This is a genomic window from Saccharothrix sp. BKS2, assembly GCF_047689505.1.
In the GTDB taxonomy this organism is placed as follows: Bacteria; Actinomycetota; Actinomycetes; order Mycobacteriales; family Pseudonocardiaceae; genus Actinosynnema; species Actinosynnema lopnurensis.
In genome coordinates, this window is the sequence record NZ_JAUQOL010000025.1 from 73317 (window position 1) to 95807 (window position 22491).

At 73.7% G+C, this 22491-nt stretch carries 21 protein-coding genes and 2 riboswitches; of the genes, 9 read left to right on the forward strand and 12 right to left on the reverse strand.

The window, feature by feature from the left end; translation table 11 throughout:
- Genes Q5530_RS35895 through Q5530_RS35910 form a run of 4 tightly spaced genes read right to left on the reverse strand, consistent with a single transcriptional unit; the run spans position 1 to position 4532 of the window.
- Positions 1-1425, reverse strand: coding sequence for a glycoside hydrolase family 3 protein (locus tag Q5530_RS35895; RefSeq protein WP_415367337.1), 1425 nt, complete (start codon positions 1423-1425; stop codon positions 1-3).
- Positions 1426-1430: 5 nt separating this feature from the next.
- Positions 1431-2252, reverse strand: coding sequence for a carbohydrate ABC transporter permease (locus Q5530_RS35900; protein WP_380638201.1), 822 nt, complete (start codon positions 2250-2252; stop codon positions 1431-1433).
- Positions 2249-3241 carry a carbohydrate ABC transporter permease gene (locus Q5530_RS35905; RefSeq protein ID WP_380638200.1) on the reverse strand — a complete coding sequence of 331 codons (993 nt, stop codon included), beginning with the start codon at positions 3239-3241 and terminating at the stop codon, positions 2249-2251. Before Q5530_RS35905 ends, Q5530_RS35900 begins: the two co-directional genes overlap by 4 nt.
- 7 nt (positions 3242-3248) lie before the next feature.
- The gene (locus Q5530_RS35910; protein WP_415367338.1) at positions 3249-4532 is read right to left on the reverse strand and encodes a sugar ABC transporter substrate-binding protein; all 1284 of its coding nucleotides are present in this window, start codon (positions 4530-4532) and stop codon (positions 3249-3251) included.
- Positions 4533-4789: 257 nt separating this feature from the next.
- Here Q5530_RS35910 and Q5530_RS35915 point away from each other — a divergent pair, with 257 nt between their 5' ends.
- Positions 4790-5548, forward strand: a complete 759-nt coding sequence (locus Q5530_RS35915) for a GntR family transcriptional regulator (protein ID WP_344034012.1) — start codon at positions 4790-4792, stop codon at positions 5546-5548.
- A gap of 229 nt (positions 5549-5777) precedes the next feature.
- Here the strand turns inward: Q5530_RS35915 and Q5530_RS35920 are convergent, their stop codons facing one another.
- On the reverse strand, positions 5778-6701 hold the full coding sequence (locus Q5530_RS35920) for a threonine/serine dehydratase (protein WP_380638198.1): 924 nt from the start codon (positions 6699-6701) through the stop codon (positions 5778-5780).
- Positions 6702-7393: 692 nt separating this feature from the next.
- Here Q5530_RS35920 and Q5530_RS35925 point away from each other — a divergent pair.
- Positions 7394-8413 (forward strand): S1 family peptidase, encoded by a 1020-nt coding sequence (locus tag Q5530_RS35925; protein WP_415367339.1) that lies wholly within the window; start codon positions 7394-7396, stop codon positions 8411-8413.
- Between the two features lie 229 nt (positions 8414-8642).
- Here the strand turns inward: Q5530_RS35925 and Q5530_RS35930 are convergent, their stop codons facing one another.
- The gene (locus tag Q5530_RS35930; protein WP_415367353.1) at positions 8643-9398 is read right to left on the reverse strand and encodes a dioxygenase; all 756 of its coding nucleotides are present in this window, start codon (positions 9396-9398) and stop codon (positions 8643-8645) included.
- A complete protein-coding gene (gene thiE, locus Q5530_RS35935) occupies positions 9398-10057 on the reverse strand; it encodes a thiamine phosphate synthase (protein WP_415367341.1) in 660 nt (219 codons plus the stop codon). The genes Q5530_RS35930 and thiE overlap by 1 nt, the downstream gene beginning before the upstream one ends.
- Positions 10058-10100: 43 nt before the next feature.
- Positions 10101-10212, forward strand: a riboswitch (TPP riboswitch).
- Here thiE and thiO point away from each other — a divergent pair.
- The 4 genes from thiO (at position 10203) to Q5530_RS35955 (ending at position 12712) form a co-directional block, all read left to right on the forward strand.
- Entirely contained in the window at positions 10203-11204 is a 1002-nt protein-coding gene (gene thiO / locus Q5530_RS35940; protein WP_415367343.1) for a glycine oxidase ThiO, read from the forward strand. (Overlaps the previous riboswitch by 10 nt.)
- Positions 11201-11401, forward strand: a complete 201-nt coding sequence (thiS, locus tag Q5530_RS35945; protein ID WP_380638194.1) for a sulfur carrier protein ThiS — start codon at positions 11201-11203, stop codon at positions 11399-11401. The genes thiO and thiS overlap by 4 nt, the downstream gene beginning before the upstream one ends.
- A gap of 2 nt (positions 11402-11403) precedes the next feature.
- Complete coding sequence (locus Q5530_RS35950; RefSeq protein WP_415367344.1) at positions 11404-12222, forward strand: thiazole synthase; 819 nt, start codon at positions 11404-11406, stop codon at positions 12220-12222.
- A gap of 58 nt (positions 12223-12280) precedes the next feature.
- On the forward strand, positions 12281-12712 hold the full coding sequence (locus tag Q5530_RS35955; protein ID WP_380638192.1) for a MarR family winged helix-turn-helix transcriptional regulator: 432 nt from the start codon (positions 12281-12283) through the stop codon (positions 12710-12712).
- A 175-nt stretch (positions 12713-12887) separates the two neighbouring features.
- Here the strand turns inward: Q5530_RS35955 and thiD are convergent, their stop codons facing one another.
- Positions 12888-13706, reverse strand: coding sequence for a bifunctional hydroxymethylpyrimidine kinase/phosphomethylpyrimidine kinase (gene thiD / locus Q5530_RS35960; protein WP_415367354.1), 819 nt, complete (start codon positions 13704-13706; stop codon positions 12888-12890).
- Positions 13707-13734: 28 nt separating this feature from the next.
- Positions 13735-15384 (reverse strand): phosphomethylpyrimidine synthase ThiC, encoded by a 1650-nt coding sequence (gene thiC / locus Q5530_RS35965; protein WP_415367346.1) that lies wholly within the window; start codon positions 15382-15384, stop codon positions 13735-13737.
- Positions 15381-15495, reverse strand: a riboswitch (TPP riboswitch). It overlaps the preceding gene by 4 nt.
- An 83-nt stretch (positions 15496-15578) precedes the next feature.
- On the opposite strand from thiC, the gene Q5530_RS35970 reads away from it, so the two are divergent.
- A complete protein-coding gene (locus tag Q5530_RS35970; protein ID WP_415367347.1) occupies positions 15579-16334 on the forward strand; it encodes a hypothetical protein in 756 nt (251 codons plus the stop codon).
- Positions 16335-16371: 37 nt separating this feature from the next.
- Here Q5530_RS35970 and Q5530_RS35975 read toward each other — a convergent pair whose 3' ends face one another.
- Complete coding sequence (locus Q5530_RS35975; RefSeq protein ID WP_415367348.1) at positions 16372-16956, reverse strand: peptide deformylase; 585 nt, start codon at positions 16954-16956, stop codon at positions 16372-16374.
- Positions 16957-17157: 201 nt separating this feature from the next.
- On the opposite strand from Q5530_RS35975, the gene Q5530_RS35980 reads away from it, so the two are divergent.
- The gene (locus Q5530_RS35980) at positions 17158-17454 is read left to right on the forward strand and encodes a DUF3263 domain-containing protein (protein ID WP_415367349.1); all 297 of its coding nucleotides are present in this window, start codon (positions 17158-17160) and stop codon (positions 17452-17454) included.
- Positions 17451-18137 carry a LytR C-terminal domain-containing protein gene (locus Q5530_RS35985; protein ID WP_415367350.1) on the forward strand — a complete coding sequence of 229 codons (687 nt, stop codon included), beginning with the start codon at positions 17451-17453 and terminating at the stop codon, positions 18135-18137. Before Q5530_RS35980 ends, Q5530_RS35985 begins: the two co-directional genes overlap by 4 nt.
- A 178-nt stretch (positions 18138-18315) precedes the next feature.
- Here the strand turns inward: Q5530_RS35985 and Q5530_RS35990 are convergent, their stop codons facing one another.
- Positions 18316-19701 (reverse strand): alpha-amylase family protein, encoded by a 1386-nt coding sequence (locus tag Q5530_RS35990; protein WP_415367351.1) that lies wholly within the window; start codon positions 19699-19701, stop codon positions 18316-18318.
- Between the two features lie 106 nt (positions 19702-19807).
- The gene (locus Q5530_RS35995) at positions 19808-22252 is read right to left on the reverse strand and encodes an AAA family ATPase (RefSeq protein ID WP_415367352.1); all 2445 of its coding nucleotides are present in this window, start codon (positions 22250-22252) and stop codon (positions 19808-19810) included.
- Between the last annotated feature and the right edge of the window lie 239 nt (positions 22253-22491).

Below are 22491 nucleotides of genomic sequence, written 5' to 3' on the forward strand. Positions count from 1 at the left end.
TTACCGGGACGAGGTGGCGGCGGCGATGCGCTCCGCCGCGGCGCGCAGGCACACCCGGGAACCGCCGTGGGTGTCGACGCGGGCGGTGGCGCCCAGGTCCGGACCCGGCACGCCGGTCTCGACGTGCACAAGGTCTAGACCAATCTTAACCAGGGAGGTCACCACCTCGCGAGCCCAGGGGAAGCGGTGTGCCTCACGTGTCACCACCACGACCGGGCGATCCCCGGCGGCCGCGGCGATCTCCGCCGCCGACGCCGACGACACCACCGAGGTGCCCGGCACCAGCTCCTCCAGGTACGGCCCGAGACCCCACGGCACGTCGCCGACCGCGATCGACGGCTCCACCGCCAGGTCCACCACCACCGGGGGCCCGGCCAGCCGCAACGACCCGCGCACCTCCAGCGCCGCCCGCGCCGCCTTGAGCCCCAGCGCCGGGTCGTGCCCCTCCACGGACGACGGCGGCGTGCCCAGGGCGGCCGTCCGCCGCGCCGCCTCCTCCAGCCGCGCCAACGGCAGCTCGCCGGACTCCACCGCCGCGACGACGGCGTCCACCAGCCGACGCAGCCCGTCGTCGTCCAGCGGCTCCCCGCCCAGGCACAGCGCGTCCACGCCGGCGACCAGCGCCCGCACGGACCCCTGCGCCAGGTCGCCGCCCACGGCCTTCATGTCCAGCCCGTCGGTGATCACCGCGCCGGTGAACCCCAGGTCCTCCCGCAGCACGCGCACCGCCGCCGGGTTCAGCGTGGCCGGCTCCGGGCCCCACTCGGGCACCACGAGGTGCCCGGTCATGATCGACCGCACCCCCGCCCCCACGGCCGCCCGGAACGGCGCGAACTCCACCGCCGCCAGCTCCGCCGCCGTCCGCGGCAGCACCGGCAGCGCCGCGTGCGAGTCCACGGTGGACGCGCCGTGGCCGGGGAAGTGCTTGGCGCAGGCCGCCACGCCCACCGCCTGCATCCCCTCGACGAACGCCGCCACGTGCGCGCCCGCCGCCACCGGGTCCGAGCCGAACGAGCGCACCCCGATCACCGGGTCGTCCAGCGTCAGCACCAGGTCCGCCGACGGCGCCAGGTTCAGGCTCACCCCGCACGCCGCCAGCCGCGACCCCATCGACGCCGCCACCGCCCGGGTCAGCGCCGGGTCGCCCGCCGCGCCCAGCGCGTGGTTGCCCGGCACCTCCGACCCGTGCCCGGCGTCGAGCCGGGTGACGTCGCCGCCCTCCTCGTCGATCCCGATGACCACGTCGGCGCGGGCCGACCGCAGCTGCGCGTCCAGCGCGGTCACCTGCGCGTCGTCCACGACGTTGCGGCCGAACAGCACCACCCCGCCGAGCCCGTCCGCCACCCGCTTGACCAGCCAGTCCGGCGCCGAGGTCCCGTGGAACCCCGGCAGCAGCACACCCTGCGCGAGCCGGTGCAACGACATCCGGTCTACCCCTTCACCGCACCGGCCGTGACACCGGTGACCATCTTGCGCTGCACGATCAGGAAGAACACCAGCACCGGGAGCGTGAACAGGGCGGAGGCCGCCATCGCGCCGCCCCAGTCGGTGCCGAACTGGCTCTGGAAACCCGACAGCCACACCGGGAGGGTCTGCTTGTCCTGGTCCCGGATCAGCGACAGCGCGAACAGGAACTCGTTCCACGCGGTCACGAAGGCGAACACCGAGGTGGCCACCAGGCCCGGCCCCAGCAGCGGCAGCGTGACCCGGCGGAACGCGCCCCACCGGCCGCAGCCGTCCACCATCGCCGCCTCCTCCAGCTCCAGCGGGATGCCGTTGACGAACCCGCGCAGCGTCCAGGCGCAGAACGGCAGCGTCACCGCGAAGTAGATCAGCGTCAGCGACGGCAGCCGGTTGAGCAGGTCCAGGTCCCGCATCATCAGGAACATCGGGATCAGCAGCGCCTCGAACGGCGCCATCTGGGCCACCAGCATCACCATCACGAAGCCCTTGCGCCCCCGGAACCGCATCCGGGACAGCGCGACCGCCGCCAGCAGGCCCACCACCAGCGCCGCCAGCACCGCCGTCAGCGACACCAGCAGGCTGTTGCCGAGCGCGCCCAGGAAGCCCGGCTTCGTCCACGCGGTGGTGAAGTTCGCGTTCGTCACCGAGAACGGGATCAGGTCGTAACCGCTGGTCAGCAGCTCGCTGCGCGGCTTGAGCGCGGTGGCGACCATCCAGTACGTCGGGAACGCGAAGAACAGCGCCACCACCAGCGCGACCGCGTTCGCGGTCACCTTCTTGGCGATCACAGCGACCCCTCCTGGGAACGGACCAGCCGGCGCAGGTACTGGAAGGTCAGCAGGGCCAGCAGCACGACCATGACCACCGACACCGCCGCCGCCACGCCGAAGTGGCTCTGCGAGATGCCCTCCAGGTACTGGTACACGGCCAGCGTGGTGCTGCCGCCGTCCGGGCCGCCCTTGCGCATCGCCCAGATCTGCGTGAACACCTTGAAGTCCCACAGCAGGGACAGGAACGTCACCATCAGCAGCAGCGGCCGCAGCTCCGGCCACGTCACCGCGCGGAACGTCTGCCACGAGGACGCGCCGTCGATGCCCGCGGCCTCGTACTGGTCCTTGGGGATGCCGATCGCGCCCGCGTACAGGGAGAACGCCAGGAACGGGATCGCCTGCCACACGATCAGCAGCCCGATCACGGCCAGCGTCGAGGTGCCCGTGGAGAACCACGAGAACCCGGCGAAGCCGTCGAACCCGAGCTTGACGAAGGTCTTGTTGAGGATGCCGTACTGCTGGTCGAAGATCCACTGGTAGACGGTGGTGGCCGCGAGCAGCGGCATCGCCCACGCCAGCAGCATGGCGACCTGGAGCACGATCCGGACCACCGGGCTGATCTGCCGCATCAGCAGCGCGATCAGCAGGCCCGCGAGCACCGAGGCGGCCACCACCGCGGCGGTGAACACCACCGTGCGCAGCGCGATCAGCCAGAAGTCGGGTTCGCCCAGGATCTCGGCGTAGTTGTCGAAGCCGGTCCACACGACCTCCCCGCGGGTCAGCTCGCGCAGGTTGAGCCTGCGGAAGCTGGTGACCAGCACGGACAGGACCGGCCAGCCGATCAGCCACAGGATGGCGACCAGCGCGGGGGCCAGCAGCAGGTAGGGCAGCGCCCGGTCGAAGGCGCCGGCCCGACGGCGCGGGGCGCCGTCCGGACGCGCGGCACGCCGCGGTGCCGACGAGGGATTCGTCGGCACCGCGGCGTCGGTCGTGTCAACGGCCGTCATGCGCTCGTCAGCCGGCCAGCGTCTTCGACAGCGAGGCGTTGGCCCCCGAGGTGGCGTCGTCCAGCGACTTCGCCCCCGTCAGGTACGCGGTCAGCATGTCCTTGAGCGGGTTCTGGCCCGCCTCGACCGCGGCCCACGCCGGCGTGGTCGGGGTGACCTTGCCGTTCGGGGCGGACTCGGCCAGCGCCTTGCCCAGCGGGTTGGTCGCCAGCTTCTGCGTGTCGGTCGAGGTGCCGGGCACCGAGCCGCCCTCGGCCAGCATGTCCTGGTACTTCTTGCTGCTCAGCAGCTTCAGGTACGCCTTGGCCAGGTCGGAGTTCTGCGAGCCGGCCGGGATGGCCAGGTTCGAGCCGCCCAGGAACACCGGGGCCGCCTTGCCCGCGGTCTTCGACGGGATCGGGAACGCGGCGGTCTTGCTCTCCAGGTCCGGGTTGGCCTTCACGGCGCCCGCGAGCTCCCACGGCAGGCCGATCATCATGCCGACCTTGCCGGTGCCGAACACCTCCATCTGCTGCGGCGTGGCCTCGTCGGCGTCCTTCGGGGCCTTCGTGCCGGAGACGTCCACCAGCTTCTTGTAGAAGTCGACGCCGGCCTTGGCCTGCGGGGTGTCGAGGGCGCCGGCCCACGCCGAGCCCTGCGGCTGCGCCACGTCGCCGCCCTCGTCCCAGATGAACGACAGCAGCGTGTACCAGGACTGGCCCGGCAGGTACAGCGCCTGGAAGTCCGGGTCGGCGGCGTTCGCGGCCTTCAGCTTCTCGATCGCGGCGACCCACTCGTCACGGGAGGTCGGCGCGCCCGCGATGCCGGCGGCCTCGAACAGGTCGGTCCGGTAGATGACCGTGCGGTTGGCGGCGTAGAACGGCATGCCGTACTGCTTGCCGTCCCAGGTCAGCGAGTCCTTGAGACCGCCCAGCCACTGGTCGCCGTTGAGGTCGGAGACGTCGCCGGACAGGTCGTACAGGGTTTCCTCAGCCGCGAACTTCGCCGTCTGGGTGTTGCCCAGCTCGATCACGTCCGGCGGGTTGTTGCTGGTCAGAGCGGTGGTCAGCTTCTCCTGGATGCCGTTCCACTTCTGGACCTCGTACTTGACGGTGACGCCCGCGTTCGAGTCCTGGAACTCCTTGTTCAGCGCGTCGGTCAGGGTGGTCGGCGCGGAGCCGTCCATCAACCAGACCGTCAGCGTCTTGGGTTCGCCGGAGTCGCCGCCTGCGTTGTCGGAGCTCGTGCCACACCCGGCCACGGCCACCGACAGTGCGGCGGCCCCTACGGCCAGTCCTCTCCAGCCCTTCACGTGTGCGCCCTTTCCCAATGCCCGGTCCCTGTGACCGGAACGCCCAAAGTGGTGTAGACCAATGCGGCCTAGAGTGTGCCTCGCCACAGGGCATGTCAAGGACGTTGCTGGACCGTTGCAAAGTCATCGGGTCAATTTCCCGGGGCATGTCGGGGGTTCGGCTCCACGATCCGACGTGGACAGGGCATCCTGTCCTTGGGAGCGCTGTGCACGAGAGCTGTGCGTCTTGGAGCACTGGCAAGGTCGAGGAGGAGAGCATGCTCGAAACGAGCCCGGCGACCGGCGTGGACGCCAGGTCCCGCGCGCAGCGCGAGCCGAAGTACTGGGGACTCAAGCGGCACCTGCTCGACCTGCTGCGCGCGCTGCCGCCGGGCTCGCCGATCCCGACCGAGCGGTCCCTGGCCGCGGAGTTCGACGTGTCCCGCACGACGGTCCGGCAAGCGCTTGCCGAACTGACCGTCGAGGGCCGGTTGCTGCGCGTGCAGGGCAAGGGCACCTTCGCCGCCGAACCCAAGGTGGCGCAGCGGCTCCAGCTGTCCTCGTACACAGAGGACATGAAGGCCCAGGGGCGGCAGCCGTCGTCGAAGCTGATCGAGGCGTCCGAGATGCCCGCCGAGGCCGAGCTGGCCCGGCTGCTGGGCGTGCGGGCGGGCGCGAAGGTGCTCCGCCTGCACCGGCTCCGGCTGGCCGACGGCGAGCCGATGGCGATCGAGACCACCCACCTGGCCCTGGGCCGCTTCCGCGGCCTGCGCCGCTACCTGGCCCCGGGCGCCTCCCTCTACCAGGTGCTGCGCGAGCGCTTCGGCGTCGAGATGGGGCACGCGGAGGAGACCATCGAGACGGCGCTCGCCTCGCCGGAGGAGGCCGAGCTGCTGGGCGCCGACATCGGCCTGCCCATGCTGCTGCTCTCCCGGCACTCGTTCGACACCGAGGGCAACCCCGTCGAGTGGGTCCGCTCGGTCTACCGGGGCGACCGCTACAAGTTCGTCGCCACCCTGAACCGCCCCGCCGGCTGACCACCCCTCCGACCTGTCCCCACCTCCACCCCCTGCCCGCCCCAATTCTCCCCCCTGCCCACCTGCACCCCTCCGATGACCGCCGCGAGTCGAACGCTCACGCCCATCGTGTCGAACGTTCAGGACCCCCGAGTTCCACGTTCGCGCGCCGCGCGGGGGTCCCGAGTGTGGAACTCGGGGGTCGCGGGTGTTCGACACGGTCGACGTGGGCGTTCGACTCGCGCGGGGGTCAGGTGAGGAGGGGGAGGAGGGTGGTGGGGTCGACGTTGCCGCCGGAGACGACGGCGGCGGTGCGCGGGGTGGGGGAGGCCAGGTAGGCCGCGAGGGTCACCGCGCCGCTGGGCTCGACGACGAGGCGGGAGCGGAAGGCCAGCAGGCGGACCGCGGCGGCGATGGCGTCCTCGGGGACGGTGACCACGTCGTCCACGTGGGCCAGGACGTGGGCGAAGGTCAGCGGCGAGGGCTCGGCCCGCAGGCCGTCGGCGGCGGTGCGGACCCGGTCGGCGGCCGGCCAGCGGACCAGCTCCCCGGCGCGGAACGACGCCGCGGTGTCGCCGGCGAGCTCGGGTTCCACGCCGACCACGCGGGTGGCCGGGCTGAGGGCCTTCACGGCCGCGGCGACGCCCGAGATCAGGCCGCCGCCGCTGACCGGGACCAGGACGGTGGCCACCTCCGGCAGGTCGGCGACCAGCTCCAGGCCGATGGTGCCCTGCCCGGCGATCACGTCGGGGTGGTCGAACGGCGGCACGAGGGTCGCGCCCAGCGAGGCCGCCAGCTCGTGCGCCCGGGTCTCGCGCTCGACCACCGGCACCTCCACCACGCGGGCGCCGTGCGACCGGGTCGCCTCCACCTTGACCCGCGGCGCGGTGTCGGGCACCACGATCGTCGCGGGCACCCCGAACAGCTTCGCCGCGTACGCCACGGCCTGAGCGTGGTTGCCGCTGGAGTAGGCCACGACCCCGCGCGCCCGCACGTCCTCCGGCAGCCGCGCCAGCGCGTGGTAGGCGCCGCGGAGCTTGAACGCGCCCACGGGCTGGAGGCTCTCCGGTTTGAGCCACAGCCCGTCGTCGAACCGCAGCAGCGGGGTGCGGACCACGGCGGGGGCGATGAGGGCGGCCGCGGCGCGGATGTCGGCGAGCGTCACGAGTTCCATGCCACGATCCTCACCCCGACGCCGGTCCGGGCCTCAGCCGGGCGTTACGGGAACTCCTCCGGTCTCACCCGCTTGGAGCAATAGCTTTCACGCGTACGGGCATGCGATCACCGAATCCTTTACTTCTGGCAAATCCGCCCGAATCGGTGATCGAATAACTACCTTGAGTGAGAGTTAACTGTCAAACGCTACACAGCGCAGTTGCATTGGCGTGGTCTGTGACACACTTCCCCCTCGGATGGCCTGAACCGTAATAGGTAACAGGGTCATAACGTCGCTCGAACGGGCGAGTACTGGTCGGTAGCGACCGGGAAGGAGGGGTCGTGCGGCACAGCTGGACCCCGCGCGTCACGTTCGAGGGCCTGGTTCCGGACCCCGGCGACACGGCCGGGAGGACAAGCGGAACGGGCGAAGTGACCGGGAAGAGAAGTGGAGGGGTGGGGCGACCCCTGCCGCCGCCCCACCACCCGTCCCCCTAGAGCCCCCGAGAGCGGTCCCTGCAACCAGGCTCTCGGGTTCCCTGCACCCGAAGATGAGGGAGACGCCTAATGAACCGCACGAGTGCGGTCCGCCTTGCCACGGCCACCCTGCTTGCCGTCGGCTCGGCTACGGCCCTAAGCGTACCGGCCATCGCGGCGCCGGTTGTGCCCTATGCGGAAAGCCCTTCCGATACGGAGAGCTACCCCGCCGAGTTGCTCCAGGCAGCGCAGCGTGACCTCGGCCTGTCGGCCGAGCAGGTGACCGCCCGTTTGGCGAGTGACACCCGTGCGAGTGAGGCGGAGTCGGCCGCGAAGTCCGCGGCGGGCAGCGCCTACGCGGGCTCGTGGATCAACCCGGCGGGCAAGCTGGTCGTCGCGGTGACCGACGCGGCCAAGGTGGACGCGGCCCGCGCCGCGGGCGCCGACGTCAAGCGCGTGGCCTTCTCGCACCAGCAGTTGACCGGCGCCAAGGCGTCGCTCGACGGTCTGGCCTCCGCGCCGAAGTCCATCACCGGCTGGCGGGTCGACGAGCAGACCAACTCGGTCGTCGTCGAGATCAACCGCACCCAGCGCGACGCGGCGGCCGAGGCGTTCCTGGCCACGGCCAAGTCCGTCAGCCCGTCGGTGCGGGTGGTCGAGGTCTCCGAGTCCCCGACGACCCTGTACGACACCCGCGGCGGCGACGCCTACTACATCGGCGGCGGCCGGTGCTCGGTGGGCTTCGCGGTCACCGGCGGGTTCGTGACGGCGGGCCACTGCGGCCGGTCGGGCAACGCGACGACCGGCTTCAACCGCGTCGCGCAGGGCACGTTCGCGGGTTCGTCGTTCCCGGGCAACGACTACGCCTGGGTGCGCACGAACTCCAACTGGACCTCGCGTCCGTGGGTGAACCGCTACAACGGCTCCAACGTCACCGTCACCGGCTCGACCGTGGCCGCGGTCGGCGCGGCGATCTGCCGCTCCGGCTCGACCACCGGCTGGCGCTGCGGCACCGTCCAGGCCCGCAACTCGACGGTGAACTACCCGCAGGGCACGGTGTCCGGCCTGACCCGCACCAACGCCTGCGCGGAGCCCGGTGACTCGGGCGGCTCGTGGGTGGCGGGCTCCGGCTACAGCCAGGCCCAGGGCGTGACCTCCGGTGGTTCGGGCAACTGCTCCTCCGGTGGCACGACCTACTTCCAGCCGGTCGCCGAGATCCTCAGCGCCTACGGCCTGAGCCTCACCCGAGGCTGACGGCCACTCCCGGCGGAGCTCCACGACCGCCGGGCACCGCTCGGACGAACACCCCCGGTCGCCGCTCTCCCGCGGCCGGGGGTGTTCGGCGTCGCAGGGGTGGCGGCGGGAGGTCGGGGGCGTTCGGCGTCGGCGGGGCGGCACCGGGGGTCGGCGTTCCCGAGGGCCGGCGTTCCCGAGGGCCGGCGCCGGGGGTCGGCGTTCCCGAGGCGCGGCACCGGCGCCGGGGTCAGGAGAACTGCACCGACCGCTTGGACAGCCCGTACCAGAAGCCCTCGACCGCCGTGGTGGCCTCCGACGCGCCGCTCGCGCCCAGCGACACGAACAGCGGCGCGAGGTGCTCGGTGCGCGGGTGCGCGAGGAGGGCGGCGGGCGCCTTGCGCCGGAAGTCCAGCAGCGCGTCCACGTCGCCGGCCGCCAGCGCCCGCCCGGCCCAGTCGTCGAACTCGGCCGACCACGACGGCGGCCGGTAGTCCGGCCCGACCGACATGTCCACGCAGCTCAGGTTGTGCGTCAGGAACCCGCTGCCGACGATCAGCACGCCCTGCTCGCGCAGCGGCGCCAGCCGCCCGCCCACCTCGAACAGCTCGCGGGGGTCCAGGCTCGGCAGGGACACCTGGAGCACCGGCACGTCCGCCTCCGGGAACATCTCCCTCAGCGGCACGTACGCGCCGTGGTCCAGGCCCCGCGCCTCGTCGTGCGCGACGGGTCGGTCGAGCAGCCCGGTCACCGCCCGCGCCAGCTCCGGCGCGCCGGGCGCGGGGTAGGTCACCTCGTAGTACCGCCGGGGGAAGCCCCGGAAGTCGTAGGTCAGCGGCACGGTGGTGGTCGCGCCCAGGGTGAGCGGGTCGTTCTCCCAGTGCGCGGAGACCACGAGCACGGACGTCGGGCGCGGCAGCGCCGCGGACCACGAGGCGAGTTCGCCGGTCCACCGTTCGTCGTCGGCCAGCGGGGGAGCGCCGTGGCCCAGGTACAGCACGGGCATCACGGGGACGACTGTACGCCTTCTAGTTGAAACTTCAACCAAGAGGCGGCGGCCCGGGGGTCCTCGGCCTCGGTGATCGCCCGCACGACCACCACCCGCGTCGCGCCCGCGGCCAGCACCGCGGGCAGCCGCTCCCGGTCGATCCCGCCGATGGCGAACCACGGCCGGTCGCCGGCGCCCGCGGTCGCGCGCACCAGGTCCAGACCCGGCGCGGGCCGCCCCGGTTTGGTCGGCGTCGGCCAGCACGGCCCGGTGCAGAAGTAGTCCACGCCCGGCTCGACCGCCGCCGCCCGCGCCTGCGCCACGTCGTGCGTCGACCGGCCGATCACCACGTCCTCGCCGACGACCCGGCGGGCCAGGGGCACCGGCAGGTCGTCCTGGCCCAGGTGCAGGACGTCGGCGTCCACGGCCAGCGCCACGTCGGCCCGGTCGTTGACCGCCAGCAGCGCGCCGTGCCGCGCGCACGCCTCGGCCAGCACCTCCAGCGCCGCGATCTCCCGCCGCGCCTCCAGGCCCTTGTCGCGCAGTTGGACGACGTCGACCCCGCCCGCGAGCGCGGCGTCGGCGAAGTCCGCGAGGTCGGGGCGGTCCGGCGTGCAGAGGTAGAGCCGCGCGTCGGCGAGCCGCCGCCTGATCCGCGTCGCGTCGAGTCCTGGCACGGCCGCACCGTAACGGCCGCGGCGCCCGGTGCGCTACGGTGGAGGTGGTCCGCACGGGAGCCCGGGACACACCGGGCTGAGAGGGAGCGTGGCGCGCTCCGACCGTCGAACCTGATCCGGGTCATGCCGGCGCAGGGAGCGCGAAGTGCCTTTGACAACGCGGGTGACCGTCCTGGGTGGCGGGGTGATCGGGCTGTCCGCCGCGTGGTGCGCGGCGCGCGACGGGTTCCGGGTCGAGGTCGTCGACCACGGGTCGCCGCACGGTGGTTCGCGGGTGGCGGGCGGGATGCTCGCGCCGGTCACCGAGGCGTGGCCGGGCGACGAGGAGGTGCTGGACCTCGGCGTGGAGTCGCTGGGGCTGTGGCCGGCCTTCGCCCGCGACCTGGGCGTGGAGCTGACGCCGCTGGGCACGCTGGCGGTGGCGGTGGACCGCGCGGACGCCGAGGTGCTGGACCGGTTGTGCGACCACCTGGCGACGAGGGGCCGATCGGTGCTGCGGCTGACCGGCCGCGAGCTGCGGGCGCTGGAACCGGGGCTGGGTCCGGTCCGGAGTGGACTGTCCGTGCCGGGGGACGTGGCCGTGGACAACCGGGCCCTGCTGCGCGCGCTGCGCGGGGCGTGCGAGCGCGAAGGCGTGGTCTTCCCCCCGACACCGGGCGAGGCGGACGTGACGGTCATCGCGGCCGGCGCCTGGAGCCGCGACCTGCACCCGGCGCTGCGCGCGGTGATCCGCCCGGTCAAGGGGGAGATCCTGCGGCTGGCGGCCCGGCCGGGGGCGCTGCCGCCGCCCCGGCACACCGTCCGCGCGCACGTCTCCGGCCGCCCCGTCTACCTGGTGCCGCGCCCCGACGGGTTCGTGCTCGGCGCCACCCAGTACGAGGCGGGCTTCGACGGGGACGTGACCGTCGGCGGGGTGCGCGACCTGCTGCGCGACGCCGAGGTGGTGTGGCCGGGCATCGCCGAGTACGCGCTGGTCGAGGTGGCCGCCGGGTTCCGCGCGGGCAGCCCCGACAACGCGCCCGTGATCCGCTGGCTGGAACCCGGCGTGCTGGCCGCCACCGGGCACCACCGCAACGGCCTGCTGCTCGCGCCGGTGACGGCGCGGCGCGTGGTCGCCCTGCTCCGCGAGGGAGGAACCGGATCGTGAAGGCGAAGGTCAACGGGGTGGAGCGCGAGCTGCCCGACGGGGCGACCGTCGACGCCGTGCCCGCCCTGCTCGACGCCCCGGCGAGCGGGGTGGCGGTCGCGGTGGACGGCGAGGTCGTGCCGCGCGCGGCGTGGGGGACGACCGCGGTGCCCGAGGGCGCCGTGGTGGAGGTGCTGACCGCGGTGCAGGGAGGCTGAACGTGGACGACCCCTTGGTGATCTCGGGACGGGAGTTCGGCTCGCGCCTGGTGATGGGCACCGGCGGCGCGGCGAACCTGGCGGTGCTGGAACGCGCCCTGGTGGCCTCCGGCACGGAGCTGACCACGGTGGCCATGCGGCGCCTGGACCCCTCCGGCGGCGGCGGGGTGCTGGAGCTGCTGTCGCGGCTGGGCGTCGAGGCGCTGCCCAACACCGCGGGCTGCCGCACCGCGGCCGAGGCGGTGCTGACCGCGCGGCTGGCGCGGGAGGCGCTGGGCACCGACTGGGTGAAGCTGGAGGTCGTCGCGGACGACCAGACGCTGCTGCCCGACCCGGTGGAGCTGCTGGACGCGGCCGAGCGGCTGGTGGACGACGGTTTCACGGTGCTGCCCTACACCAACGACGACCCGGTGCTGGCGCGGCGGCTGGAGCAGGTGGGCTGCGCCGCGGTGATGCCGCTGGGCTCGCCGATCGGCACGGGCCTGGGCATCCGCAACCCGCACAACGTCGAGCTGATCGTGGCCCGCGCGTCGGTGCCGGTGATCCTGGACGCGGGCGTGGGCACGGCGTCGGACGCGGCGCTGGCCATGGAGCTGGGCTGCGCGGCGGTGCTGCTGGCGACCGCGGTGACCAGGGCGCAGGACCCGGAGCGGATGGCGGCGGCGATGCGGGCGGGCGTGGAGGCGGGCCGGCTGGCGCGGTTGGCGGGGCGCATCCCCAAGCGCTTCTGGGCCCACGCGTCGAGCCCCGCCCCGGAGGGTGCTGCCCCGGAGGGCGCCGCCACGGGGCCTGTCGCCCCGGAGAGTGCTGCACAGGGGTGATTGCCCGGCACGGCATGATGGGTGCTTCCATCGCCGCCTGCCCGAGGAGGACTGTCCCGTGACCGCCGACCAGGTCGAGGACGCCACCGCCCGGCTGTACCTCGCGATCGGCAGGCTCTCCAGGCTGCTGCGCCGCACCGGTTCCCCCGGTCTGGGGCCCGGCGCGGTGTCCGCGTTGGCGACGCTGGCGCGCTGCGGGCCCATGCGGCTGGGTGACCTCGCCGCGAAGGAGGGCGTCGCGCCGCCCACGCTGTCGCGCATCGTGGCGTCGCTGGTGGAGGCGGGGTACGTGCGGCGCGAGCCGGACCCGCAGGACGGGCGCGCGTGGCTGGCGACCCCGACGCCCGAGGGCGAGACCATGGTGTCGGGGGTGCGGTCGGCGCGGGTGCGGGAGTTGCAGCGCCGCATCGAGGAGCTGCCGCCGGAGCACCGGGCCGCGCTGGTGGCGGCCCTGCCCGCGCTGGAGGAACTGGTCGGCGAGGCGGGCTGAACCGCGCCGGGTGCCCGGGAGCGGGTTCCCGGCAGCGGTGGGCGGGCAGCGCCGGGCCGGGAGTGGTGGGCCGGCAGCGGGTGTCCGGGCGTGGGTGTCCGGGAGCGGCGACGTGCCGCGCGGGCGTCGAGCGCCCGCGCGGACAGCGCCACCGGCATCCCCACGAGGACACCGGTCAGGTCCCCTCGACCCGGCCCTCCAGCCGCCACAGCGGCGACACCGGCCCGACCCCGCCGCCCAGCGGGTAGGCGGCGGCCACCGACCGCACGATGAAGTCCTTGCCGAACCGCACCGCCTCGGGCACGGACTCGCCGCGCGCCAGCCGGGAGCAGATCGCCGACGCCAGCGTGTCACCGCTGCCGTGGGTGTGCACCACGTCGTAGCGGGGACCGAGGAACTCGGTGAACTCCTCGCCGTCGTAGAGCACGTCCAGGCACTCCGGGTCGTCCCACAGGTGACCGCCCTTGACCAGCACCCACCGCGGGCCCAGGGCGTGCAGCGCCTCGGCGGCCTTGCGCTGGTCGGCGCGGCTGCGCACCTCCAGGCCGGTGATCAGCCGCACCTCGTCGAGGTTCGGCGTGACCAGCGTGGCCCGCGGGAACAGCAGGGTCCGCAGCGCGTCGAGCGCGTCGTCGGCGAGCAGCTGGTGGCCGTGCATCGACGCCGCCACCGGGTCCACCACGAACGGGCCCACGTCGACCCGGTCCAGCACCTCCGCCACGGCCTCGATGATCGCCGCCGACGCCAGCATCCCGGTCTTGGCCGCGTTCACCCCGATGTCGGTGGCGACGGCCTCGATCTGCGCGGCCACCACGTCCGGTGGGATCTCCACGTACCCGGTGACGCCCAGCGAGTTCTGCACGGTCACCGCGGTGACCGCGGTCAGGCCGTGCACGCCGCACGCGAACAGCGCCCGCAGGTCGGCCTGGAGGCCCGCGCCACCGCCGGAGTCGGACCCGGCGATGGTCAGGACCCTCGGCGGCGTGTCCGCCATCGGCGTGTCCGCCATCAGCGCGCCCCCATCAGTCCACCACCGGCAGGTACACCTTGCCGCCCTGGTCGGCGAACTCGTGCGACTTCTCGTCCAGGCCCGCCTCGATCGCCTCCACAGTGGACAGACCGCGCTCCTCGGCGTACCGGCGGACGTCCTGGGTGATCTTCATGGAGCAGAACTTCGGCCCGCACATCGAGCAGAAGTGCGCCGTCTTCGCGGGCGCGGCGGGCAGCGTCTCGTCGTGGAACGAGCGCGCCGTGTCCGGGTCCAGCGACAGGTTGAACTGGTCCTCCCACCGGAACTCGAACCGGGCCTTCGACAGCGCGTCGTCCCAGTCCTGCGCGCCGGGGTGGCCCTTGGCCAGGTCGGCACTGTGGGCGGCGATCTTGTAGGTGATCACGCCGGTCTTCACGTCGTCCCGGTTCGGCAGGCCCAGGTGCTCCTTCGGGGTCACGTAGCACAGCATGGCCGTGCCCAGCCAGCCGATCTGCGCCGCCCCGATCGCCGAGGTGATGTGGTCGTAGGCGGGCGCGATGTCGGTGGCCAGCGGCCCGAGGGTGTAGAACGGCGCCTCGCCGCACCACTCCTCCTCCAGCCGCACGTTCTCCGCGATCTTGTGCATCGGCACGTGGCCGGGGCCCTCGATCATCACCTGCACGTCGCGGGCCCGCGCCACGTGCGTCAGCTCGCCCAGCGTGCGCAGCTCGGCGAACTGGGCCTCGTCGTTGGCGTCCGCGATCGACCCCGGCCGCAGGCCGTCACCCAGCGAGAACGTCACGTCGTAGGCGCGCAGGATGTCGCACAGCTCCTCGAAGTGCGTGTAGAGGAAGCTCTCCCGGTGGTGCGCCAGGCACCAGGCGGCCATGATCGACCCGCCGCGCGAGACGATGCCGGTCACCCGCCTCGCGGTCAGCGGCACGTACCGCAGCAGCACGCCCGCGTGCACGGTCATGTAGTCCACGCCCTGCTCGGCCTGCTCGACGACGGTGTCCCGGTAGACCTCCCACGACAGCTTCGCCGGGTCGCCGTCGACCTTCTCCAGCGCCTGGTAGATCGGCACGGTGCCGACCGGCACCGGCGAGTTGCGCAGGATCCACTCGCGCGTCTCGTGGATCCGCCTGCCGGTGGACAGGTCCATGATCGTGTCCGCGCCCCAGCGCGTCGCCCACACCATCTTCTCCACCTCCTCCTCGATCGAGGAGGTCACCGCGGAGTTGCCGATGTTGGCGTTGATCTTGACCAGGAACTTCTTGCCGATGATCATCGGCTCGGACTCGGGGTGGTTGCGGTTGGCCGGGATGACCGCCCGCCCGCTCGCCACCTCGTCCCGGACGAACTCGGGGCTCATGCTCTCGCGCGTCGCCACGAACCGCATCTCCGGCGTGACGACCCCCGCCTTCGCGTACCCCAGCTGGGTCACCGCCCCGTTCACCGGCTCCCGGCCCGCCACCCACCCCGCGCGCAGCCTCGGCAGTCCACTGTGGACGTCGATGCGCACGGACTCGTCGGTGTAAGGCCCGGAGGTGTCGTAGAGGTCCACGTGCTCACCGTTGGTCAGCCCCACCCTGCGGAAGGGGACCCTGATGCCCTCACCCGCGTCCCGGTGCACCTTGCCCGACCCGGAGACGGGTCCGGTGGTGACGCTGGGTTCGACCGAACGGTCGTCGAGTGCCGTCACGGCATTTCCTCCCTACGCCGGCATTACCCGGTCAGGTTCCGGCGGTCGGCGGCGCCAGGTGTTCGGCCGCCCTCTCAGCCCGCTGTGGCGCGAGCTCCCGCGTGTTGAGTTGTCCGACCGACCATAGCCACGGCCCCGTGCCGGTGCCAAGGTGCGGATGCCAACGACCACCGTTTGCGCGTACCTTTCTCCGCGTGGCTGATCACCAGCCGTTCCCGCCCGGTGCGCGGCGCGTGGCGCGCCCCGCCGCCGTCTCGCCGTGCCCGTCGTGCGGCGACCTGGCGGGTCGCGGCTACCCCGGGTGCCGGTTCTGCGCGGAGCTGGTGGACCAGTACTGGCTGCTCGACTGGCAGGAGCTGCTGGCCGCCGAACAGCTCACCGAGGGCGGCGCGGGCGAGCGGGAACTGGCCGAGCTCGTCCTCGCCGACGAGGTCGGGCGGCACCCGTGGACCTGCACCGACTGGGCGATGACCCTGGTCGCCTGCTCCCAGTGCGGCGAGGAGCTCGGCGCCGGCCCGGTCGACTGCTGGCGCTGCGCCGTGGCCGACGGCCTGCGCTGGTCCTGGGACCACACCGGGTACCCCGGCGCCATGACCGCCGGCGAGCACCTGCTGCGCGTGGCCAGGGCCGCCCTGCGCGCACCGCACCGGCGCCGGGCCGCGGTCGTCCGCGCCTGGCGGCTGCTCCTGCCGTTCCTGCTGGCCGGGGACCTGCCCACGGTCGGGCAGCTGCGGCGCGTCCGGGCCGCGGTCATCGCCGGCGACTACGCCGAGCTGGCGGGCTGCGCCAGCCACGTCGAGCTGGCCTCGTTCCCCGAGCTGCCGTGGCGGCGCCCCGAGCGCCCGACGCGCCCCGACCACCAGCCGAGGCCCGAACCCGACGACACCGCGCCGCGCACCCCGGCGGCGGCGCAACCCGTGCCGGACGAACCGGCCGCGGACCCGGTCTAGGCCGCCCCGGCTCCCCCTCGGCTTCCGATGTCGGTCGTCAGTCCTCGTCGTCGTCCGCGAACGGGTCGTCCGAGGTGGCGGGGTCCCAGGACAGGCCGGGCACGCCCCACCCGTTGGCCTTGAGCATCCGCTTGGACGCCCGCTTGTGCCGACCCACCAGGCGGTCGAGGTAGATGAGCCCGTCCAGGTGGTCGGTCTCGTGCTGGAGGCAGCGCGCGAAGTACCCGGTGCCCTCCACCTCGATCGGCTTGCCGTCGGTGTCGACGCCGGTGACCTTCGCCCACGACGCCCGCCCCGTCGGGTACGACTCGCCCGGCGCGGACAGGCAGCCCTCGAAGTCGTGGTCCGGGTCCGGCATCCCCAGCGGCACCTCGGAGGTCTCCAGCACCGGGTTCACCACCACGCCCCGGAACTGGTTGCCGTCGTCGTCCGGGCAGTCGTAGACGAACAACCGCAGGTCGACCCCGACCTGGTTGGCCGCGAGCCCGACACCGTTCGCCGCCGCCATGGTCTCGTACATGTCCTCGACCAGGGTGCGCAGCGCGTCGTCGAACACCTGGACCGGGCGGGTCGGGTTGTGGAGCACGGGATCTCCGGCGATCCGGATCGGGTGAACTGCCATGACCGGCAGCTTATCGGCGCGCCTCCCCCGTCCCTTCCGTCTCCCTCGTCTCCCCGCCTCGTCGGTGTCGTGCCGGCGTCGCGTCGGCGTCGTGCCGGTGTCGTGCCGGTGTTGTCCGGACGCGCCGACCGATGAACCGACCCCGATCATGATCACGTGATGTAATGGCGTCCACGCACGGGACACGGCTGAGGAGCCAGAGTGGACGCCGCAGAGGCACTGGTGCCGGCGGAGGAGCCGGACGACGGTTTGAACGACCGGGAGCGGGAGATCCTGGCCTTCGAACGCCAGTGGTGGAAGTACGCGGGCGCCAAGGAACAGGCCATCAAAGAGCTGTTCGACATGTCGGCCACCAGGTACTACCAACTGCTCAACGCATTGATCGAGAAGGAAGAGGCGTTGGCCGCGGACCCGATGTTGATCAAGAGACTGCGCCGGTCGCGATCCGGCAGGCAACGCGCCCGCGTGGCGAGCCGGTCGGGTGTCGAGCGCCGATGACGAACCCGGAACAGCCCGCGGGCAGCGCCCAACCCGCCCGCGCCGCGGGCTACGCGCTGCTCGGCCTGGCGGCCATCGCCCTGGTCATCGGCGTGATCAGCCTCTTCGGCGGCTCCGACGACGAGTCCACCGCGGCCCAGCCGCCGCCGTCGAGCGCGACCTCCGACCCGCAGGCCCCCTCCTCCGGCGACCCCACCGGCGGATCGCCCACCGAGTCGTCCGCCGGAACCCCCACCGGGTCGGCCACGGGATCGGCCACCCCCGCGCCCACCACCGGGGCCGACCCCACCGGCGCGCCCGCCACCACGGGCACCCCCGCCGGCCAGGGCCAACCCCAGGGCCAGGCCACCGACACCCCGCCGCCCCCGGTCGTCGCCAAGCCGCCGGTGCGCGTCTACAACAACGGCACCATCAGCGGCCTGGCCGCCCGCGCCTCGGACGACGTGCGCCGGGCCGGCTGGGAGGTCGCCGAGACCGCCAACTACTCGCAGTCCCAGGGCCTCATCCCGACCACCACGGTCTACTACCGCCCCGACACCGACGAGGAAGCCTCCGCCCGCCAACTCGCCCAGGTCCTGAACGCCGAGGTCAAGCCCCGCTTCGACGGCATCGAAGCAGCCCACCCCGGCATCATCATCATCCTCACCAACGACTACCGGGGCTCCTCCGGCAAGGTCTCCTGACCGCGCGAGTCGAACACCCGGACCCCCCGGGTTCACCACTCGGGCTCGCGCGAGTCGTACGTCCAGACCCCGCGAGTCGTACGTCCAAGCCGGGCGAGTCGTACGTCCAGGACCCCCGAGTTCAGCGTTCGGGTCCCCCCTCCCGGGTGACCGTCCTGGGCCGGGCTGATCGAGTCGGTCAGCCCGCCAGGACGACCCAGCCGCCGGGTTCCAGGCGTACTCGTGCACCCGGTGTGCCCGGCGCGTCGAGCCGGGCCCGGCCGGCCAGCACGTCACCGGCCCCCGGCACCCGCACCTCGACCGGGCCGCCGGCGGTGGACATCGCGACCACCACGCGTTCCCCCTCCTCCGCCGAGGCGTAGGCCAGGAACTCGTTCGACACGTCCAGCACCTCGGTCCGCGCCCGGTGCAGCCACGCGTGCCTGCGCCGCAGCCCCAGCAGCTCCTGGTGCAGGTGGAACACCGGCAGCCCCACCGGCGACAGTTCGGCCGGCGAGGCCGGGAACGGCGGCCTGACCTCGTCGTCGCCGCCCGCCCGGTCCTCCTTGACGCCGCGGAAACCGTGCTCGTCGCCCGCGTAGACGGCCGGGGTGCCTCCGGTGGTGGCCAGCACGACGAGCGCGTGCGCCAGGTGCGCGGGGTCGGTCAGGCGGCTGGCGATGCGCGTGACGTCGTGGTTGCCCAGGAACGTGTACGGCACGAAGTGCTCCAGGAACCCGTCGTGCCGGCGCAGGGCGTGCGCCAGTTCGTGGAAGTTGCGGTCGTTGAGCGAACTCCACACCGCTTTCCACAGCTCGTACTGCGTGACCGAGTCGAGGCCGCCCTCGGTGACGAACGCGGTGTAGTCGCCGTGGATGACCTCACCCATCAGGTAGGCGTGGGGATGACGGGCGCGCACACGTTCGGTCACCTGCGCCCAGAACTCCTTCGGCACCGCGTAGGCGGCGTCCAACCGCCACCCCGCCACGCCCCGGTCGAGCCAGTGGATCATCACGTCGGCGACGTGGTCGACCACCGCCGGGCAGGAGTGGTCGAGCGCCACGAGGTGCCGGTGACCCTCGAAATCGTCGTAGTCGGGCTCGGTCCCCGGCGTCCACGCGGCGTCCGTCCACGCGGCGTCCGGGCGCAGCCGGAACCACGACGCGGTGGGCGCCGAAGGCCCCTGCTCCAGCACCGCCCGGAACGCCGCGTGCCCCCGACCGACGTGGTTGAACACGCCGTCGAGCAGGACGCGGACACCGCGGGCCGAAGCGGCGGCGAGCAGCGCGTCGAAATCCCCGTCGTCCCCCAGCCGGGGGTCGATGCGGTAGTGGTCGGTGGTGTCGTAGCCGTGGGTCTCGGACGCGAAGACCGGGCCCAGCGCCAACCCGGACGCGCCCAGCTCCAGCAGGTGGTCCAGCCACGCGGTCAGGTGACCCAGGCGGTGCGTGACCGGGGCGTCGGCGGCGAGCCGGGGCTCGGCCCCGGTGAACCCGAGCGGGTAGACGTGCCACCAGACGGCGTGCCGAACCCAGTCCGGACCGGCGACGAACGCCCCCGCCGCACCCACCACGTCACCGTTCACCCGTTCGCACCTTTCCTCCGCACCGCACCGATGGTCTCGCCCGCCCCCGGCGTGTCGCCCGGTCCGGTGGCACGTGTCATCCGTTGGGGCGTTCCCGTGAGCCGGCTCAGCCCCCGCGCGACTCGGCGTAGGCGGCCAGGGCGGCGAGCTGCGCCGGGTCCAGCGACGGCCGGACCGCCGTCCGGGCGGCGGCCAGGTGGGCACCCGTCACCTCCGTCGCCGACAGCGACTCCCGCATCGCCGTCAACGCGGCCTCCCGGATCAACGCCGCGCAGTCGGCCGCCGAGTACCCGTCCAGCTCCTCCGCCAACGCCGCCAGGTCCACGTCCTCGGCCAGCGGCGTGTTCCGCGCCGACGCCCGCAGGATCTCGCCCCGCGCCTCGGCGTCCGGCGGCGGCACGTACACGAGCCGCTCCAACCGGCCCGGCCGCAGCAACGCCGGGTCGACCAGCTCCGGCCGGTTCGTCGCACCCAGCACGATCACGTCGCGCAGCGGCTCGACCCCGTCCAACTCGGTCAGCAGCGCCGCCACCACCCGGTCCGACACGCCCGAGTCCGACGACTGCCCGCGCCGCGGCGCCAACGCGTCGACCTCGTCCAGGAACACCAGCGCCGGCGCCGCCTCGGCCGCCCGCCGGAACAGCTCCCGCACCGCGCGCTCCGACTCGCCCACGAACTTGTCCATCAGCTCGGCGCCCTTGACCGACAGCACGTTCAACCGACCCGTGCCCGCCAGCGCCCGCACCAGGAACGTCTTCCCGCACCCCGGCGGCCCGTACATCAGCAGCCCGCGCGGCGGCGCGACCCCGAGGCGCGCGAACGAGTCCGGGTACTGCAACGGCCACAGCGCGGCCTCGGTCAACGCCTGCTTGACCTCGACCATGTCACCGACGTCCGCCAGCGTCAGGCCGCCCGTCCGCAGCGTGTCCGAAGTGGACATCGAGATCGGCCGGACGATCTCCAGCGCGCCCAGCAGGTCCTCCTGACCCACCCGGGGCTCCGCGGCGTCCCGCTGCCGCAGCACCGCGCGCACCGCGGCCTCCCGCCGCAGCGCCACCAGGTCCGCCGCCACGAAACCGGGCGTCCGGTCGGCGACCGCGCCGAAGTCCACATCGGACTCCACCGGCACGTCCCGCAGCAGCACCCGCAGCAGCTCCGTCCGCGCCGCCCGGTCGGGCAGCGGCAGCACCAGCTCGCGATCCACCAGCTCCGGCGCCCGCAACCGCGGGTCCACGGCCTCCGGGTGCGCGCTCGTGACCACCAGCGCGACACCTTCGGGGCGCCCGCGCAACGCGTCGAGCACCACCGTCGCCACCGGCGGCGGCGTGGCGGCGGGCAACAGCGCCTCGACGTCGGTCAGCAGCAGCACGGCGGGCGCCTGCGCCGAGGCCGCCGAGGCCAGGGCATCGGCCAGCCGCTGCGCGGTGGTGTTGGCCTCCAGGACCGCGATGCTCGGCGCGGCGACCTCCACGACCACCGCCCCGGCCGCGTGGGCGACGGCCCGCACGAGCGTCGTCTTGCCGACCCCCTCGGGGCCGTTGACCAGGGTCGCGAGGCGGGGGGTCGCGCCGAGCCTGGCCAGCAGTTCCGGGTGGCTGAACGTGAGGTCGAACCACTCGGCGAGCCGCTTGGCGGCGTCCTGCTGGCCCACCAGGTCCGCGATGGGCACGGGGGGCGCGGTGGTTGTCGCGTCCGCGTCCACGTCCGGTTCGGCCGGGCCCGCGTCGACCACGCCGGAGCCCGTCGGGTACACGCCCGCCGAGCCGATCAGGCCCGCGCCCGAACCCCTGCCCGTGGACCCCGAGCCCGCGAAACCCGGGCCCGCACCCGCCGCGCCGACACCTGCCCCGCCGGCGCCCGATCCGGCCCGGCCAACCCCGGCCGAACCCCGACCTCCCGCACCGAGTCCGCCCGAGCCGATCCCACCTGGGCCGATCCCGCCGGCCCCGACCCCGGCCGCGCCGCCGGCCCGGCCCGAGTCCGGCGCGTCACCCGTGCTCGCCCCGTCGCGCCACCCCACGACCGTCGACGGCTGCACCGCGACCGGCACCCCGGCAGGTTCGGCGGCGGTGATGGTCAGCAGCTCGTTCGTCCACGTCATGCCGATCGCGTTCGACAGCTTGCGCCTGGTCGCGCTCAGGTCCGTCCCCGGCGGCGGGGCCAGGTCCTGCGGCAGCAGGGACACCGCGTCGCCCACCGTCAGCACCTTGCCGGTCAGCGCCATGCGCAGGGTCTCCGGCGCGAGCGACGTGCTCGCCAGCCGTGACCCGGCCACCACCACCCGTCGGGCGGCGGAGACCTCCACCGGGGCCACCACCACCTCGGCGCCCTCCACGACCCCGATGTTCGACAGGGTCACGTCGTCCAGCAGCACCACCCCGGGCGGGCCGTCGCCGGCGGCGGCGAGGGCCGCGCTCACCCGCGCGCCCGTCAGGCGCACCGCGTCCCACGCGCGCAGGCCCAGCGCGTCCAGCACCTCCGGGTGCAGCCGCACCACGCCGCGGCGGGTGTCCAGGGCCGAGGGGGACAGGCGGGCCGTCAGGGTGATCACGGCGTCGAGCGTAGTGCGGGGGCCGGGTTCGCACGGGTCGGCCGGGGTCGGCTGGAGGTGGGCCCGGGTCGGCCGGCGGCCGGGTGGGGGTGGTCGGAGGGCTGCGTGGGGGTCGTCGAGGGGGGAGCGGGGATGGCCGAGAGGGGAGTGGGGGTGGGGCGTGGGGGGTGGTCGGCGGTTCCTTCATGTTCAACCGATGACCGTAACGGCGTTTCCGTACATGGTCCCGCCGATGATCA